Source organism: uncultured Psychrobacter sp. (genome assembly GCF_947495825.1).
GTDB lineage: Bacteria > Pseudomonadota > Gammaproteobacteria > Pseudomonadales > Moraxellaceae > Psychrobacter.
The window spans coordinates 19201-36521 of sequence record NZ_CANMAH010000015.1; the positions used below are offsets into that span (position 1 = coordinate 19201).

At 42.2% G+C, this 17321-nt stretch carries 15 protein-coding genes and 1 pseudogene; 4 read left to right on the forward strand and 12 right to left on the reverse strand.

Annotation, left to right across the window (positions count from 1 at the left end):
* Window positions 1-157: 157 nt before the first annotated feature.
* Window positions 158-1039 (forward strand): annotated as a pseudogene (locus tag Q0895_RS12990) (IS982 family transposase).
* Between the two features lie 116 nt (window positions 1040-1155).
* Here Q0895_RS12990 and Q0895_RS12995 read toward each other — a convergent pair.
* From Q0895_RS12995 to Q0895_RS13050, 12 genes are all read right to left on the reverse strand, one after another.
* Complete coding sequence (locus Q0895_RS12995) at window positions 1156-2445, reverse strand: hypothetical protein (RefSeq protein ID WP_036599449.1); 1290 nt, start codon at window positions 2443-2445, stop codon at window positions 1156-1158.
* A gap of 90 nt (window positions 2446-2535) precedes the next feature.
* On the reverse strand, window positions 2536-3405 hold the full coding sequence (gene tatC / locus Q0895_RS13000; RefSeq protein ID WP_011959994.1) for a twin-arginine translocase subunit TatC: 870 nt from the start codon (window positions 3403-3405) through the stop codon (window positions 2536-2538).
* Entirely contained in the window at window positions 3402-3788 is a 387-nt protein-coding gene (gene tatB, locus Q0895_RS13005; RefSeq protein WP_036599454.1) for a Sec-independent protein translocase protein TatB, read from the reverse strand. The genes tatC and tatB overlap by 4 nt, the downstream gene beginning before the upstream one ends.
* A 55-nt stretch (window positions 3789-3843) precedes the next feature.
* On the reverse strand, window positions 3844-4128 hold the full coding sequence (gene tatA, locus Q0895_RS13010) for a Sec-independent protein translocase subunit TatA (protein ID WP_011959992.1): 285 nt from the start codon (window positions 4126-4128) through the stop codon (window positions 3844-3846).
* 80 nt (window positions 4129-4208) lie between these two features.
* A complete protein-coding gene (locus tag Q0895_RS13015) occupies window positions 4209-6827 on the reverse strand; it encodes a copper-translocating P-type ATPase (protein ID WP_087945736.1) in 2619 nt (872 codons plus the stop codon).
* Between the two features lie 575 nt (window positions 6828-7402).
* Window positions 7403-7897, reverse strand: a complete 495-nt coding sequence (locus Q0895_RS13020) for a DUF305 domain-containing protein (protein ID WP_060492335.1) — start codon at window positions 7895-7897, stop codon at window positions 7403-7405.
* 27 nt (window positions 7898-7924) lie between these two features.
* Window positions 7925-8989, reverse strand: coding sequence for a copper resistance protein B (locus Q0895_RS13025; protein ID WP_045448088.1), 1065 nt, complete (start codon window positions 8987-8989; stop codon window positions 7925-7927).
* A gap of 31 nt (window positions 8990-9020) precedes the next feature.
* Window positions 9021-10727, reverse strand: coding sequence for a copper resistance system multicopper oxidase (locus Q0895_RS13030; protein ID WP_045448091.1), 1707 nt, complete (start codon window positions 10725-10727; stop codon window positions 9021-9023).
* Window positions 10728-10821: 94 nt separating this feature from the next.
* The gene (locus tag Q0895_RS13035; RefSeq protein WP_011959987.1) at window positions 10822-11460 is read right to left on the reverse strand and encodes a DUF411 domain-containing protein; all 639 of its coding nucleotides are present in this window, start codon (window positions 11458-11460) and stop codon (window positions 10822-10824) included.
* Window positions 11461-11625: 165 nt separating this feature from the next.
* Window positions 11626-12249: a cytochrome c gene (locus Q0895_RS13040; protein WP_045448094.1), complete on the reverse strand. Its 624-nt coding sequence runs from the start codon at window positions 12247-12249 to the stop codon at window positions 11626-11628.
* Window positions 12250-12310: 61 nt separating this feature from the next.
* The gene (locus Q0895_RS13045; RefSeq protein ID WP_011959985.1) at window positions 12311-12583 is read right to left on the reverse strand and encodes a hypothetical protein; all 273 of its coding nucleotides are present in this window, start codon (window positions 12581-12583) and stop codon (window positions 12311-12313) included.
* A gap of 133 nt (window positions 12584-12716) precedes the next feature.
* On the reverse strand, window positions 12717-13043 hold the full coding sequence (locus Q0895_RS13050; protein ID WP_045448097.1) for a hypothetical protein: 327 nt from the start codon (window positions 13041-13043) through the stop codon (window positions 12717-12719).
* Between the two features lie 325 nt (window positions 13044-13368).
* Here Q0895_RS13050 and Q0895_RS13055 point away from each other — a divergent pair, with 325 nt between their 5' ends.
* From Q0895_RS13055 to lgt, 3 genes are all read left to right on the forward strand, one after another.
* Window positions 13369-14115, forward strand: a complete 747-nt coding sequence (locus Q0895_RS13055) for a heavy metal response regulator transcription factor (protein WP_045448100.1) — start codon at window positions 13369-13371, stop codon at window positions 14113-14115.
* Window positions 14105-15577: an ATP-binding protein gene (locus Q0895_RS13060; protein ID WP_060492334.1), complete on the forward strand. Its 1473-nt coding sequence runs from the start codon at window positions 14105-14107 to the stop codon at window positions 15575-15577. The genes Q0895_RS13055 and Q0895_RS13060 overlap by 11 nt, the downstream gene beginning before the upstream one ends.
* 183 nt (window positions 15578-15760) lie before the next feature.
* Complete coding sequence (lgt, locus tag Q0895_RS13065) at window positions 15761-16645, forward strand: prolipoprotein diacylglyceryl transferase (RefSeq protein WP_011959981.1); 885 nt, start codon at window positions 15761-15763, stop codon at window positions 16643-16645.
* The last annotated feature ends 676 nt before the right edge of the window (window positions 16646-17321 follow it).

Genomic DNA, 17321 nt, shown 5'->3' on the forward strand with positions numbered 1-17321 from the left:
TTGAGTATTTGAGTATTTGAGTATTTGAGTATTACTTCGCTTCTTTAGTTATGATAACCCCAGTTCGGGATAAGCGCTCAAAAAAAAGATAAAAAAAGAAGTCCAAAGTTGCTAAAGTAAGTTTACCAAGACAAACTTCACAACAAGGACTTCTTACATGGACAACCTAACCGAACTATACTGCCATATTGACGACTTTTATTAGCAATTCAAACCTGAGTTTGACGCTCACTTAATCGCAACGGGACACCAAAGGTTAAGAGCATGCCAGATAAGTGTAGCAGAGATTATGACCATCTTGGTACTGTTTCATCAACGGCGGTATCGACAGTTTAAGTCTTTTTACTACCACCATATGCATGGCATGATGAAACAGGAGTTTCCAAACCTGCCGAGCTACTCACGATTTATAAAGCTTATGCCGCGCAGTATCATGCCACTGTGTGCCTACTTGCAAAGCATGATGGGCGACTGTACAGGTATCAGCTATATTGATTCAACCAAGATAGCAGTTTGTCATAACAAACGTATCTACCGTCATAAAGTCTTTAAGGGACTTGCAACCCGAGGCAAAAGCAGCATGGGCTGGTTTTACGGCTTTAAGCTGCACGCCATTATCAATCACAAGGGCGAGCTTGTATCTGTTAAAGTCACTGCGGGTAATACGGATGACAGAGTGCCTGTTAAGGATATGGCAACGCCTGTGTTTGGCAAGGTGTTTGGGGATAGAGGCTATATCAGTAAAGCACTGAACGAGTGGCTCACAAAACACAGTGATACTAGGCTGATAACGAAACTTCGGCGTAATATGAAACCGCAAGTACTCAAGCCGATAGATGAGGCGCTACTCAATCATCGCTCTTTGGTTGAGACGGTGTTTGGGGAGCTGAAAAACTTGTGTCAGATTGAGCATTCACGCCATCGTAGTGTCACGGGTTTTATTACAAACTTGCTGTCAGGTTTGATTGCTTATCGCTGGTTTCCCTATAAACCCACCATCAAAAACATGCCTCAGCAAGGGCAGGTGGCTACATTGTAAATAGTATCAATGAGTTACAATGTGGCTTATCCCGAACTGGGGTTAGGTAAGAAGAATATTGAATTAGTTAACCGGACTTATAACAGCCTAATGCCATCTAAATAAGACCTAGACGATCACACCTGAAAGACAGGCGCGAATCCACCGCCTGGCGTACGGAAGTTAGTCACCTGACCTTGATACACACGCGCAGCAGGTAGTAACAGTTTTCCGCCATACGTATAAAGACGTATATCTACCTTTCTTGTTGTTACGATGTCATCAATTTTGAGTGATCTCTCTCCTGCAGGGACAAAGGTCTGTGCGATATAATCTTCATCCAGAATGTTTTCGAAGACGCGTCGAGTCAGTTTGCTACCGCGATAAACGCCTTTGCTTCCATGACCAGCAACTGGCTTAAAAAACAGTTGCCGCCGAGTAAGCCACAACTCTGCTGCATCGTCTCTTGATACAATCTTAGTCCTCGGTACAGACCTTTCGAGGCACTCCACTGCAGCCTCATCCAGACCCCAAGAGCGCAATATTTGGGAGTCTGATAGCAATGTCAGGTTTTGCTTATTGGCCAACATAGCATGTACGCGGGGATTGGGTGTCACTACCACAGCACCCTCTAAATAAGCCTGCTTAAGCAATACATGGTCAGGGTCCTCAAATGCAAAGTCGACAAGCCGATTGTAAATCATATCGATTTTCTGGCCATGGGCTGTTAACGTACCGTCGATATACTCGAGTTCAGAGGGATCAAGTATCACAGTATCAATACCTCTAGCTTGGAGCAGTTGACAGGCTAACTCAAACTCTAAGAACATGAACTGACTCTCGGGGTCATTGTCCACAATGGCTATCCGATTGGGCATAGCAACAGCGGACTGTCGCTGCCATTCCTGTTTGAACATGTCAAACACTGCTTCCTCGAACCTATCTAGCATTTGATTGGTTGCAGCGCTTTGCTCTGAGGGGTTGCAACAGCGTTTTTGTGCGCGAGCGAGCAACACATTCAGAAATGCGCCACCGGCATTAGTATTGACCTCGATGAGCTGAGGTCCATCGCTACCCAAGTGAAAGTCATAACCCATGAGGGCCCCTATTGGGCCTGGGTCGAAAGCAGCTATTTCTGGTGCCCACGACAGCACTTGCTCTTGATACAATGGCAGTTCGGCAGCTGACTCGATAGCCCTGACGATTCGCTCCATCGCCTCTATCTCTGTTTTGGGAACGAACACGGGTGTTGCTGAAAAAAGCTTATTAAGCTCGTTCGCTCCTATTGGATTGTTTCTAGTTTCTACCAATTGATCTTGAAGGCTTGTATTAAGCGCTTTACGATCAAGGGTAATGCAGTAGCACTCTTGGTTAAGTCGATTTGCAAGACCGTCATTTTTTTCGTTGTTATTAGTTGGGTGTTCCATTTAGAGTCCGTCGCTAAGTAGAGTACTCACGCTGACATACTCTAGTAAAAAGTAAAAAGTAAAAAAGGTTCTTGGCGTATTTAAGTAGTGCTAGCTACTTTCTAATGTTTCATTCCCTGAGACTAAATCATTATTTCGTTCATTTTTAATTAATATCTTTGCTAAGAGTAAACCCAGCTCAAATAATAGCCACATAGGAATCGCCAACAACAGCATTGATACACCATCAGGCGGTGTCACTACCGCGGCGATCCCAAAACAGCCGACTATGATATAACGACGCTTATCTTCTAAAATTTGAGTAGAAACGATTCCGGCCATTATCAGCAATAAGGTAACCACTGGAATCTCAAAAGTCAGTCCAAACACCATAAATAGCTTGAGGGCAAAGCTCAGATAACTGTCAATATCGGTCATTGGTATAACGTTCTGCGGAGCGAACATAATAAAAAATTTCAATACCCCTTTGAGTACGACAAAGTAGGAAAAAGCAACACCAGCATAAAATAGAAATATCGAAGATAGCAGTACAGGAATGGCAATTTTCTTCTCTTTTTTATATAAGCCGGAAGCTACAAATGACCAAATTTGATACAGGATATAAGGCATTGCTAAAAATGCGGCGACGAATATCGTTAAGCGAATGGGTGCCATAAAGTTTGACGTTATATCAGTGGCAATCATGGTCGAATTGATGGGTAACTGCGCCACTAATGGGTCTGATAAAAGATTATAAAGCTCGCGTGAAAATCCCACCAATACTAAGAATATAATTAAGACGACCACGCATATTCTTATTAAGTGCGTACGCAGCTCGATTAAATGTCCGGTAATAGGCATATCGCCAAGCGTACCTAACGTATCTCCAGACTCACTATTCTGTGTTGTATCTGTTGGCGCCTCAAACTCTATATCTGTTATTTTTTCTTGTCGACTTTTTTGCCGTTTAAATAGGCTCACTGATCCGCCTCCTGTTTAATGAACGAGGAGGTAGTATTCTGTTGATGGTCTTTATCATAAGGGGTGATTGACTGATGTGAAGCGTCTAGGCTTTGGTTCTGTGACTGCTCAAACTTTTGCATACTGCCACGCATTTCTGCTAATTCGCGCTTCATATCCGACTCGGTCTGACGGATTTTCGCAAGTTCATTTTGCATTTGTTGACGTGTTTCAGCTAGATCAAGCTCAGCTTCTATTTCAGATTGTAGAGTGGATACTGTACGGCGCAGTTTGGCATACCATTGCCCAGCGGTACGTGCGGCTTGCGGCAGTTTTTCTGGGCCCAATACGATTAAAGCAATGACGCCAAACAAGAGTAATTCGGAAAACCCAATATCAAACATAACAGTCACATATATTAATAGACTACTTAGTGCCGCTATTTATAAGCGGCGCGCTTCATACTTTAGGCTGGTCATCAGTGGAAATAGGGCTGATTTCCATATCATCAGCCTGATTACCTACACGCGTATTTAAATCATTACTTGCAGCTGGCGTACTATTTTCATGGCTAAGCACATGATTTTTGCGAGCATTCTCGGGTTCTTCATCTTTGACCGCTTCTTTAAAACCCTTCACCGCACCGCCTAAATCTTTACCTGCATTTTTAAGCTTGGCAGTACCAAATACGACCACCACTACGACCAATAAAATCAGCCAATGTGTAATAGAAAAGCTGCCCATAACGGTATCCTTATATTTTGTGATCTTGTTTAGACCAGTATGTGTCAGTGTGCTTTAGAACACTTTTTACCGTACCAGAATTATAGTTTCAAACGGCGCAATCGCAGCGCGTTAGCAATCACCGAGAATGACGACAAGCTCATCGCTGCCGCTGCTATCATCGGACTGAGCAGAAGCCCAAATGTGGGATAGAGCACACCTGCGGCAATAGGAACACCAAGTGCATTGTAGATAAAGGCAAAAAACAGATTCTGTCTGATATTGCGCATGGTGGCGTGGCTAAGCTTATAAGCTTTGGCAATGCCCATTAAATCACCTTTTAGCAGGGTAATGCCCGCACTCTCCATCGCCACATCGGTACCGGTTCCCATAGCGATACCAACATTAGCTTGCGCTAGCGCTGGTGCGTCGTTGATACCATCACCCGCCATAGCGACCAATTTACCGCTGTCTTGCATTTCTTTGACGATACGGTTTTTATCCTCTGGTGAGACATCCGCATGAACTTCATCAATACCTAGTTTATTGGCGACTGCCTGCGCGGTTTTTTCGTTGTCACCGGTTAGCATCACAACTTTTAAACCTGCGTCATGAAGCAGTGAAATAGCCTCTTTAGTGCTTGGTTTAATAGGGTCAGCAACTGAAATAATACCAGCAGCTTTACCGTCTATAGCCACAAACATTACCGTTTCACCGTCTTTTCTACGGACATCAGCTTTAGTGGACAGCTCATTATCAAAACTATTTAGGCTTTCCATAAGCTTAGAGTTACCAATAGCGACTTTCTTACCATCGACCACGGCTTGTACGCCTTCGCCAGTAGTCGAATTAAAGTCAGTAGCTTTAGGAATAATGAGTGATCTTTCTTGAGCTGCTCTAACGATAGCTTCTGCTAAAGGATGCTCGCTAGCGCTTTCTACTGAGGCTACCAATGCGAGGAACTCGTCTTCATCTTGACCTACCTGCGCATCAATTGCGGTAAGCTCGGGCTTACCAGCGGTCAGTGTTCCGGTCTTGTCGACGACAATGGTATCGACTTTTTCCATACTCTCTAACGCTTCAGCATTTTTGATGAGGACGCCGTTTTGCGCGCCTTTGCCGGTACCAACCATAATGGACATCGGCGTCGCTAGACCAAGGGCACAAGGACAAGCAATAATCAGTACCGCAATCGCGTTAACCAAGGCATAGGCCATAGCGGGCTCAGGGCCGAATATCGCCCAGACAATAAAGGTAATGACGGAGCAAATAAGCACGATCGGTACGAACCACCCAGCTACCTTATCTACCAATTTCTGTATAGGTGCGCGGCTACGCTGGGCTTCAGCAACCATTTGTACAATTTTAGATAATACTGAATCTGCTCCAACATTGACCGCTTCGACTAATAGCGTTCCGGTGCCATTTACCGTACCACCAGTCACTGTATCTCCTGCTACTTTTGATACAGGGATTGGCTCACCCGTCACCATTGATTCATCAACATTACTATTACCATCGATCACTGTACCATCTACGGGTAGTTTCTCACCTGGTTTAACCCGTAGCTTATCGCCAGTGACGACCTCATCAAGCGAGACTTCGACTTCTTCACCGTTTTCATCGACACGTCTTGCGGTTGGTGGTGCGAGCTCAAGCAAAGCTCTAATCGCACCTGAAGTTTGACTTCTAGCTTTGAGCTCTAATACTTGACCCAGTAGCACCAAGGTCACAATGACCGCTGCCGCTTCATAGTAGACTCCGACTTGACCAGAGGCATCTCTGAAACTGTCTGGGAAAATATCGGGAAAAAAGGTCGCGACAATACTAAAAATATAAGCAGCGCCTACGCCTATCGCAATCAAGGTAAACATATTTAGATTGCGGCTTTTTATAGACTGCCAGCCACGGACGAAAAACGGGGCGGCGCCCCAAAGCACTACAGGGGTCGCGAGCACTAACTCAGCCCATTGTAAGATCTTTGAGGAGATACCATACTGACTAAAATTAACTACGTTTAAGTCAAACATACCGCTCATCACATATATTAATAGCGGTACAGTCAACACGGTACATATCCAAAAACGACGAGTCATGTCGTCAAGCTCTGAGGTGTCCTCTTCACCGATAGTAAGCGTTTCGGGCTCAAGCGCCATACCACATATCGGACAACCGCTATTTCTAACGTCTCTCACTTCAGGATGCATAGGACAGGTATATACCGTGCCATCGTAATCAGCAGGTACTTTATCGTATTTACCGCCTTTAACAGATTTTACTCCGCTACTATCAGTATCCTTTCCATGACAGCTAGCGTGACTATCATCTTTAGCAACTTCGTCTTCAGGTTTAAGAAACATGCCACATATTGGGCAGTCACTTTTTTCAACATCTCTTACTTCTGGATGCATAGGACAAATATAGACCGTACCGCTATAATTTTCCGGTATCTTGTCGTACTTATCGTCTTCGACAGAATTTACCTCATTACTATTATTAGCATCCGCTCCATGACAATGCGCATGACTATCTTCATGGTTGTTGGATTCAGCAACCTCGTCTTCAGGTTTAAGAAACATGCCGCATATCGGACAATCGCTCTTTTCAGTATCTCTAACCTCAGGATGCATCGGGCAGATATAAACCGTACCACTATAATTTTCTGGTACTTTATCGTACTGACCACCTTTGATAGATTTTTCATCGGCAATATGTTTCATAAAACCACTCCTTGAAGACAATAAATATTTATAATAAGTACAACTCTTAAAGCACTATCATCAATCCTCGATTGCTATTCATCTAATCATTAATCTAAAAACCTCTAAAAAATAATTTCTATACTTTTCAATTGGAATTTAGTTTTTATCACGCAAATACTTGAGCAGTGCCATGATTGTTAGTACTAGTACTGCGAAAAATAGTAGCGCAAACAACAAGCAGAGAGCCATCCAACCCCAACCCATGCCTTCCATCATAGTATTTCTCCAAGACTCATAGCACTCATATTGACAGTGGTGGGCGAGCGTATACTTTTAGATGCTTACTATCACTCAAGAATAGCAATCGACAGATATTGAACATTTCGATATAGGAATAAGAGGTTTTGAAATAAGAACAGTAAAACAAAGAGCAGTTACTGCAGTTGAAGGGGTAGGTAAAAAATCACATTAATTATCTGTGCAATCTGTCCTTTTAAGGTAAAGGTACCAGCGAAGACTATAGCGCTGATACCAGGTATCACCATTTTTTCATAATCAATTTCTTAGCTTGCCATACCTCTATATATAGCCGTCTATTCGAGCTCTTCAATAAGCGCTTGCATCTCAGCGATTTCACGCTTTTGCGCTTTAATAATATCGTCAGCGAGCTGTTGTACTCTAGGGTCTTCAATATCTGCTCTTGAGCTCGTCAAAATGGCAATCGAGTGATGAGGTATCATGGCTTGCATCCAATCGACTTGATCAACCGTTGCTTGGGAACGCACACCCCAAATACCTACAGCAAACATTACTACACTTATTCCATAAACCAGTAGATTTACCTTGGTCTTCTTATACATATTACCCATAAAGGCCAGCATAATGACGGCCATACCGGCACCCATGTAGAGCGCCATATAAGCTCGGGTCTCACTAAAATAAACATGATCCAATTGATAGGTATTAAAATACATCATGATAAACATTACAATCGTAGACGTCAGAATCATCAAAGTGAACTTCACATAAGGATTCATGCCCTGTTGATGGCTTTGATGATTCATGCTGTTTTGATCAGAAGTATTCATAATATATCTCCTATAATTTTGACAATGTTAGAACCAGAATTTAACACCGGCAGTCAAACTACTGCTATCAACCGATTCATTTTCTTGACGCCGCTGGTCACGCGCACTGCCAAGAGCCGTCTCATAGCTCACACCGACGTAAGGTGCCAGTTGACGACCTAAGGTTTCATAAGTCAGTCTAACTTCAGTCTCTAATTCATTGAATCCCTTGGTGATATGATTGTCAATATCGTCTTTACTAAAAGCTGACAGACCAACTTCCGGTATCACAACCCAGTGCTGACTCAAACGCCATTCATATTCTGCACCAAGATCAAGCCTAACTTGACCATCGGTGTAGAGATATGCTCTAGCATCTGTTTCAATAAAGTAAGGCATTGTGCCGACAATACCGGCCATAATGGCAGGCTTATCATTCTTGGTATCATAGGCGACCCCTGCTTCGCCATTCCAAAAAATACTTAGCGGCTTCCAGTAAGACAATGAGGTCAGACTATCAATGTCTTTCTCATCTTTGGTCTGAACACTACCTTCACTACGTAAAGATAGACGGCGCTCATCTAGGCCATACCAAGCACTAACCTCATAATTAATCTGATCGTCATCAAACTGATAGCCTAAATCGTCTACAGAAACGCCCCATAATGGCATATCACCCATCATCATAGGCTGACCATAGCGTCCATAGGGAACACCGTTTGAATAGTCAGGACTGCGAGCATCAGCTGGAGCTTTACCACCTTGCATACCTGACATATCCATACTGCCATGGTCCATGCCTGACATATCCATGCCACTGTGATCCATATCCGACATGCCCATACCAGACATATCCATTTTGCTATGATCCATATCCGACATGCCCATACCAGACATATCCATTTTGCTGTGATCCATATCCGACATGTCCATACCAGACATATCCATTTTGCTGTGATCCATATCCGACATGTCCATACTACTATGGTCCATATCTGACATAGTCATGTCTTTTTTAGCAGTGGCAGGGTCAGCAGCATTAGCAAATGATGATGCTAGTAATACCAATGATGATACCCCAGCGAACCGTAAACCCACTTTATGTATTTTCATCTCATCTCTCACCTATCAACCAAAGATTTGCTTAAACGACCGCCACTTCTCTGAACATACCGGCTTCCATATGATAGAGCAGATGACAATGCCATGCCCATCGACCAGCTTCTCCTGTGACATCAAAGCTAATTTTTTGAGCTGGTTGCACCATCATAGTATGCTTGCGCACCTGAAACTCACCGTTAGGCATGCGCAAATCGCTCCACATCCCATGTAAATGCATCGGATGATTCATCATCGTGTCATTGACTAAGGTAATACGCACGCGCTCACCCGGCTTGATATTGACCGGCGTGGCCTCACTGAACTTAACCCCATCAAACGCCCAAATATAGCGCTCCATGTTACCGGTTAAATGTAGCTCGATCTCTCGGGTAGGCTTGCGCTGCTCCGCAAATATTGCCTCATCGACAGAGCGTAGCTGACTATAATTCAATACCTCTCTATTAATATTGCGCAGGTTGATACCTGGATCGTCAAGGTTCATACGTGGACTGTCCACACGCATATCAGACTTAAAGTCATATTCTGTTTTAGCGTGCTTAGCTTTATAACCATTAGCACCCATAGCACCCATCATATCTGCCATGGTGAGCCATTCAATTTTGTCCATAGCAGGCGTTGCCGCACGAGCACCTTCTTTGGTGGCAAGCGTTGCTGCGACATAGCCCGAACGGTCTATGTTTTGGGCAAATATGGTATGCGCATCTTTGGTCGGGGTGACAATGACATCATAGGTCTCAGCCACGCCAATACGAAAATCATCAATAGCGACTGGTGCGACATCATTACCATCCGTTGAGACGACTGTCATTTTAAGACCGGGTATGCGTACATCAAAGATGGTTTGCGCTGAGGCATTGATAAAGCGTAATTTAACGCGCTGTCCTGCTTTGACGATTTGCGCCCAATTAGCTGCGGTCGTTTTGCCATTGATAAGGTAGGTAAATGTGTTTTCACCCGACAAGTCCGTAAAATCAGTGGGCATCATGCGCATCTGATTCCACATTTTGCGCTTATCAAACGCGGTTTTCATATCCGTTTCGGCAATATCAGCAAGCAGTTTTTTGAAGTCTGGTAGATGGTAGTTGTCAAAGTCGGCGCGCTGTTTGAGCAGCTTCAAGAGATTATGCGGGTTGCGGCTGGTCCAATCACTAAGCACGATCACATGGTCTTCGTCGATAGGATGACGCTCACGCCCTTTAGGTTCAATCACAATGGCACCCAGCATACCGGTTTGTTCTTGGAACCCACTGTGTGAGTGATACCAATAAGTGCCTGATTGTTTTAATTTGAATTTATAAGTAAAGGTGCTGTTCGCAGGAATGCCATCAAAGCTAATGCCCGGCACCCCATCCATCTCAAACGGTACTAGTAGTCCATGCCAATGGATAGAGGTTGATTCATCCATCTGATTATGAACACGTATCACCACCGTATCGCCTTCACGCATTTTTAGCGTCGGTGCTGGTAGTGAATCATTGATGAGCGTCGCCATGCTCTTTTTGCCGTTCACAATAGCGGACTGTTTACTGACGTATAAATCAAACTCTTTCCCTGTCAATACAGGTACTTTATGAACGTTTTGATCACTATTAATAGTAGCGCCCTGACTGCCTGAGCGACTCGATTGTCCCAATGCGCTACTAGCAATAGTCGGCATCAAGGAGGCACCAAGGACAGCAGAGGATCCGGTTAAAAAACGTCGGCGGTTCAGTATGTTCTTTTTATTCATAATGATAACCTGATTTAATTTGAGAGATGGTGGTTAAGCTTATAGTTATAATATTTTCGATATTTAACAGAATCTATTCACATCTAAGCCAACACTACAGCTGCTGCTGAGGAGACTCAATAGCAGCATAGACTTCTGTGGTGCCGTCTTTATTAAGCTGCATTACCTTATAAGGCATGAATTTACCTTCATACTCCATACCGGGGCTACCAACCGGCATACTCGGTACGGCAAGTCCAATAGCTTGTGCAGGAGGATTTGCTAAGAATTCAGCCATGTGTTTAGCAGGGACATGCCCTTCAAAGACAAAACCGTCGGTGGTAACGGTGGTATGACAAGAGCGCATTTGCTGTGGTACGCCATAACGCTCCTTAAATAAGGATAGATCTTCCACATCGTGCGTGGTTGCACTTAATCCATTGTTTTTTGCATAGCCTACCCATTCTTTACAGCAGCCGCAGTTGGCATCTTTATAAACCGTGGCTGAGACGTTTTTGAGTAATGATGACGAGCTGTTAACGGGAGCATTTGTAGGAGCAGAACTTTCATTTTGTACTTGTGCATTCTGGGTAGCAGACTGTTCAACCTTTACTGGTTGAGAATCAGAGCCACTGGTATTAGATTGGCTGCAAGCGGCTAGCGTTAACGAGAGTGACGATGTCACCACCAATAAAAGGACACGACCGGATAACCAGCTATGTCCATTAGAAAGCACATGTGTGTAATGTCTCATTAAATTACTCCTAAACGTCTATTGTTATGCTCGATATTCTAAAAACTTACACCCTATATTTGAATTCTTATGTACTTAACTAAAAACATTAAATGCAGCACTGTTCAGTACTGCATTATTAATAGCGACAACCGTGAGTTAGGAGGCTTTCATATCTAGAAAGTATTAATGCTGCATTCCAGATCCATCATCCGACATATTCATACCCATATCACCACCATCTGACATATTCATATCACCGTCAAATGACATGTCCATCATATCGCCATCTATCCTAGTGGTTAGCATCGTGTATTGGCTTTCATCTAATTCAGGTAACGATCTAATGAAGGCTACCATTGCCCACATTCTACCGTCATCATGGGACGCGCCCCACGCAGGCATTCCAGATGCCATAATACCGTGCTTGATTGCCCAAAAGCTTTGCTTTGCACCGTCTTCTGTTTGATAACGTTTGACAATATCAGCCTTGGTAAAGTTGGGCGGCTTTGGATATAAGCTCTCACTAAAGTCAGTTTGTGCCACTCCCGGAGACAAGTGACAGCCTGCACACATATCCTTATAGTCCGCGCCACCAGAACTGATTAGCTCAACCTTCTCTAAATCTGGTACCACAATATCTTTACTGGCATTTTCTATGGAACGATTGCGAGCAGTTTCTAAAAAGCTAAACATCATTGGGCTATGCTCTTGGTCAGCTCCCACATTGACAACGCCACTAGTAACAACCGCAAACACGCTAACGATTGCCACAAATACGGTAAAGAGCGCACCCAATAAAAATTTCATATGTTTTCCTAAAAATTTATTTCCGTTAAGTGTTGACTGCTATTTAACAGAGCTAAAATTTTTAAGATTTACTGTCGTTAGTAACGCAGTGTTTTTGGTACATTTGCTTCATTTTACCCATGTTAGCCATCATCGCTTTCATGGCAGGATCGCTCATGTCCATCTTGCTATGATCCATTTTTCCCATCATATCCATATGCTTTTGCATTTTTTCACAGTTCATTTGATCTTTTTCAGCATGCATTTTAGGGTCATGCGCCATAGCTGAGGTCGATACGACAAGAGCGATGGCCGTCATTGCGATTGATTTAGACAGTAATTTAAATTGTGACATGATTAATTCCTATTGTTTGGATTAAAGGCTATTGAGTTCAATAGCTGTTAAACCAGCCTAAATGATACATTAATCATTCTGACTGGTAGATGACGTTAAGATTACAATGCTGTCATTCTCACCGCTTTAGATTTTAATGCGCGATATATTCATTTAATATGGCTTCAGCATTTCTATCACGATCGCTACCATATTTTTTCACAAAATACTTTTCAGACTGCAAGTGTTGATCTTGATGCTGTACCTGACACGCGACTCTCGCATCAACATAGCCTTTCATTTGCGCGCTAGAAATCTGTGCATCGTTATGATCTGCGTTCTTTGCAAAACTAGTGAGCGCATCACAATTACCGAGAACAGAAGCATCTAAGTTTGTGGTATGCGCATTGGCCGCTGACATGCCCACTAACATCGATACTGAAAGCAAAGCTGCTTTTTTTAATGAACTATAATTTTTCATATAAGACCCTTTAAAGATAAATAACAAACTGTTTAAGTAGGATAATTGCTTTACTCGTAGAGGCAGTCTGTATCAGAGACAAGCCAATATGCGGCGTTGATTTAGAATACTAAATGGTGGCTGACAGCTAGATGACACGGATATTACATGTTCGTTAGGAACAGCATAATATTGTCATCTTCTTGTCATTAAAACCAAATACCAGCATCTGTCTCTATCCAAAGAACACTGTTATAACAAGGGTTCCTGATAAATATATGGCTGATAAGCTAACAATGTTAGTGATACGCTGTTGACAACTATAATGATATAAAGGTAAGCAACGATGAAAGTACTGTTAGTAGAAGATGAGAAAAACCTTGGAGAATATATTAAGAAAGGCTTAACTGAGGCCGGTTTCATCGTGGATCATCACATGACAGGTTTAGATGGCTATCATGCGTTAATGACTGAAGATTTTAGTGTGGTTTTGATGGATGTCATGCTACCTGACGTCAGTGGCTTTGAGTTGGTACAGCGCTACCGAGCTGCTGGAAAGCATACGCCAGTTTTATTTTTAACGGCTAAAGATGATTTAAGCGATCGGATCAAAGGTATTGAAATTGGTGGCGATGATTATCTGACCAAGCCTTTTGCTTTTGCTGAACTGATTGTTAGAATAAAAAGCCTATTGCGCCGTGCCAATCAATCTGATTATAAAAGCTCGGTCATACACATAGCTGATCTGAAAATGGATATTGCCAAACGCACCGTTCATAGAGGCAACACTAATATAAAATTGACTGCTAAAGAGTTTGCTTTATTACAACTTTTCTTAGAACGTCAAGGTGAGGTACTGCCGCGCACTGTGATCGCCTCGCAAGTATGGGATATAAACTTTGAGAGTGATACGAATGTCATTGACGTGGCTATAAGGCGCTTGCGGATAAAAATTGATGATGGATTTGATATAAAGCTGATTCATACGGTACGCGGAATGGGCTACAAGTTAGAGCCACTGGCTGTCGACGTGGATAGTGGCATGGGCGACGATAGTATTAATAAAGACAGTCTGACATCAAATGAGACATAAATCTAAGAATCGGCGTTGGTCACTGTTATGGCGAACTATTTTTTTACTGACATTGTTCGTTATTATCTCTCAGGTTATTATCTACGCATGGGTTCAGCGCTCTGTGAGTGGACACTTTGAGCAAATGGACTCAGAAATCCTTACTCATGCAGCTTTTAACCTGCGCAAACGTATGGTTAGTTTGGAAGATCACATAGAACCATTCACAGTATCAAAGTCGCAAGCGCTAATTGATGCCAATCATCTACATTCTTCTTGGCTGGATTATGATTTAAAAACCTTAGTATCAGATAAAAATGGCAAATTATTATCCAGCGATCCCAGTAATTTCATCAATGATCTACCGGCAGATTTTAGCTTGTTACAACTATTGCAGGACTATCGCGATCAGCAGTTTATGATCAAGATAAATAATAGGCATTACCGAGCCATTATCATTACACATCAAGAGGTTTTGGCATTTATTGCTCTACCTATCGATGTGCATAATCAATATCTTATCCAGTTTAATCGCCAGCTGAGCTTGATACTTATCGCCATTACCTTATTATTGGTTTCAGTAGCAGCACTAAGTGTACACTGGGGTTTTGCTCCCCTAGCTACTATCGTACAAAAGATGAAAGGCATTAATCTTCAAAGGTTAGATGAAAGAATTGTGGTTGGCGATATGCCGTTAGAATTACGTCCACTAACGGAGTCTTATAATTCTATGATGGTCAAGCTTGAAAGTAACTTTGAATCATTATCACGGTTTTCAGACAATATCGCCCATGAGCTACGTACGCCAATAGCGACGCTGAGTACGCAAACGCAAGTCATGTTAACTAAGCCAAGAGAAAGCGACGAATACATTGAGCAATTGCATCATCAGCATGATACGTTAAAGCAGTTATCCGCCATGATTAACGATATGTTATTACTGGCAAAAACTCAAAAAGAGCTGAGTGATTCGCAAATCAGTCATGTCGATATAGAGAGCTTGATCACAAAGCTTATAGATTATTATGAGATGATTGCTGAGGATCGTGAGATAATCTTTGAAAAATCGGGTGATTTTAAAACAGTACTAGGTGATAAAGGCTTATTGCAACGGCTGTTTGCCAACCTGATGTCAAATGCGATTTATTATGCGGCTAGTAATAGCACTATTATGATATCCGCTACTGTCCTCACTTCAAGCACCTCGCTTAATGCGCCAAAAGACGATATTCAATCCCCAGAGCAGCTCTGGTTAAGAATAACTATGACCAACCGTCTAGACAAACCATTAAATCAGATTGAAGCCGATAAACTGTTTGAGCGATTCTATCGTCATGATAAAACGAATACGATGCATTCAGGAACAGGCTTAGGCTTATCTATTGTGCAAGCTATCGCCAATGCTCATAATGGCAAAGTTAGTATTACTATCAAAGATGAGTGTCTTTTTGAGGTTGCTGTAAAGTTGTTGATTGCCAGGTAGTAAATACCTTCATACTGTCTATGAACCGCTCAGATTAGATCGAAGGCGAGTTTACTTGGAAGGTCTCTCTATCCATAAGATGAGATTCTGACTTGCGATAGTTGTACTTTTCAATTGTTGGACAAAAAATTTCTTATATAAGCCTATTTCATACATTCTATTACCAATAATTATGATGCCTTTATGATGATTCATCCTCAGTATGATCCCGTAGCGCTTTCCTTGGGTCCATTGGAAGTGCACTGGTATGGGCTAATGTATTTGCTAGCCTTTGCTGCCGCTTACGGTTTGGCTTGGTATCGCAGTACCAAACGCGACAATTGGACCACCGACATGGTCTCTGACTTAGTCTTTTATGGCGCGCTTGGTGTCATCTTAGGCGGTCGTATTGGCTATGTGCTGTTTTATCAGTTCGGTGAATTACTCCAAAACCCTGCCTATATATTAAAAGTCTGGGAAGGCGGTATGTCTTTCCACGGCGGCTTTATCGGCGTCATGCTAGGTATGTGGTTCTTTGCCCGTAAATATAAAAAGACTACCTTTCAAGTATTCGATTTTATCGTTCCTTGTGTACCAACCGGCTTACTGTTTGGGCGTATCGGCAACTATATCAATGGCGAATTATGGGGTCGCGTCTCAGACGGTGGCTATAACTGGCTGACCTACTTTCCGCAAGCCGCGGCGTTTGATATGGAGCAATTACAGAGCAATCCACAATTGCAAGAATTGATGATTGAAGTCAATGGTCAATACATATTGCCTCGTCATCCATCACAGCTATATGAAGCCTTTGCCGAAGGTCTGCTGCTATTTATATTCTTATGGTGGTATTCATCAAAACCACGTCCACGTATGGCCGCCTCCGCTGTATTCTTACTAGGCTATGGCATCAGCCGCTTTATCATTGAATTCTTCCGCCAGCCAGATGCTGACCAAGGATTCATATTATTAGGTTGGATGACCAAAGGGCAAATCTTAAGCGCGCCGATGATTATCGCCGGCTTAATCATGCTGATTTATGCTTACAAACGCGGTATTTATGATTGGGGTAAGCAGTCTGCATATTAGAAATAAGTGTCGAGGTGCATGAACAAATAAATATAAATGCAGTTCTAACAAGATACATTCCATTTGCAGAATTAATACCTATGTTAGTACAAGGATTTTTATTCCTAAACCTAATTTTTTCATCAGATAGTGGAACTTCAAAAGCTAAAAACAAATTTGGATATGTAACTTTTTATGTCAATGTAACCTATTTTAGATGTTATCTGTCTTTAAAATAACCAATTTCTTAGAAATTAATACAAGGAACTACATGATGTATCGCAACAATTACGTAAGATTACATAGTTCCTTAGCGAATTAAAATTCATATTGACACTATAAATTAGTATATTATTTTAATAATTGGTTAAACCCTATATAGCATAATTACTTCACCCACTAAAAAAACGTTTGAGGATTAAATCTAAATTAAGGATTTAATCCTCAAACGTTTTTTTCTGCTTATCAAACAGGAGATATTGTTGTCAGGTTGGTCAGCTATATTCTATAAATGTTACACGAAATTACATTATAAAATAGGTATTTTTTATCATTTTATAAGCTTAAAAAGAGCTTTTATCAGATTTTTATTAGTGATGACATGCTTTACAGCCTATGCTAAAGTCCGATTTGTGTTTTGGCTAACAGTTTGACTTCCAATAAATTTATAAGGTTTTAGCGAAATCGTTGATAATGC

Coding starts and splice junctions, on each gene's coding strand:
- Q0895_RS12995 (WP_036599449.1), bottom strand. CDS start 2,445: ATGGAACACCCAACTAATAACAACGAAAAAAATGACGGTCTTGCAAAT.
- tatA (WP_011959992.1), bottom strand. CDS start 4,128: ATGGGCAGCTTTTCTATTACACATTGGCTGATTTTATTGGTCGTAGTG.
- Q0895_RS13060 (WP_060492334.1), top strand. CDS start 14,105: ATGAGACATAAATCTAAGAATCGGCGTTGGTCACTGTTATGGCGAACT.
- tatB (WP_036599454.1), bottom strand. CDS start 3,788: ATGTTTGATATTGGGTTTTCCGAATTACTCTTGTTTGGCGTCATTGCT.
- Q0895_RS13025 (WP_045448088.1), bottom strand. CDS start 8,989: ATGAAAATACATAAAGTGGGTTTACGGTTCGCTGGGGTATCATCATTG.
- Q0895_RS13050 (WP_045448097.1), bottom strand. CDS start 13,043: ATGAAAAATTATAGTTCATTAAAAAAAGCAGCTTTGCTTTCAGTATCG.
- Q0895_RS13045 (WP_011959985.1), bottom strand. CDS start 12,583: ATGTCACAATTTAAATTACTGTCTAAATCAATCGCAATGACGGCCATC.
- Q0895_RS13055 (WP_045448100.1), top strand. CDS start 13,369: ATGAAAGTACTGTTAGTAGAAGATGAGAAAAACCTTGGAGAATATATT.
- Q0895_RS13020 (WP_060492335.1), bottom strand. CDS start 7,897: ATGAATACTTCTGATCAAAACAGCATGAATCATCAAAGCCATCAACAG.
- Q0895_RS13030 (WP_045448091.1), bottom strand. CDS start 10,727: ATGAATAAAAAGAACATACTGAACCGCCGACGTTTTTTAACCGGATCC.
- Q0895_RS13040 (WP_045448094.1), bottom strand. CDS start 12,249: ATGAAATTTTTATTGGGTGCGCTCTTTACCGTATTTGTGGCAATCGTT.
- Q0895_RS13035 (WP_011959987.1), bottom strand. CDS start 11,460: ATGAGACATTACACACATGTGCTTTCTAATGGACATAGCTGGTTATCC.
- Q0895_RS13015 (WP_087945736.1), bottom strand. CDS start 6,827: ATGAAACATATTGCCGATGAAAAATCTATCAAAGGTGGTCAGTACGAT.
- lgt (WP_011959981.1), top strand. CDS start 15,761: ATGATGATTCATCCTCAGTATGATCCCGTAGCGCTTTCCTTGGGTCCA.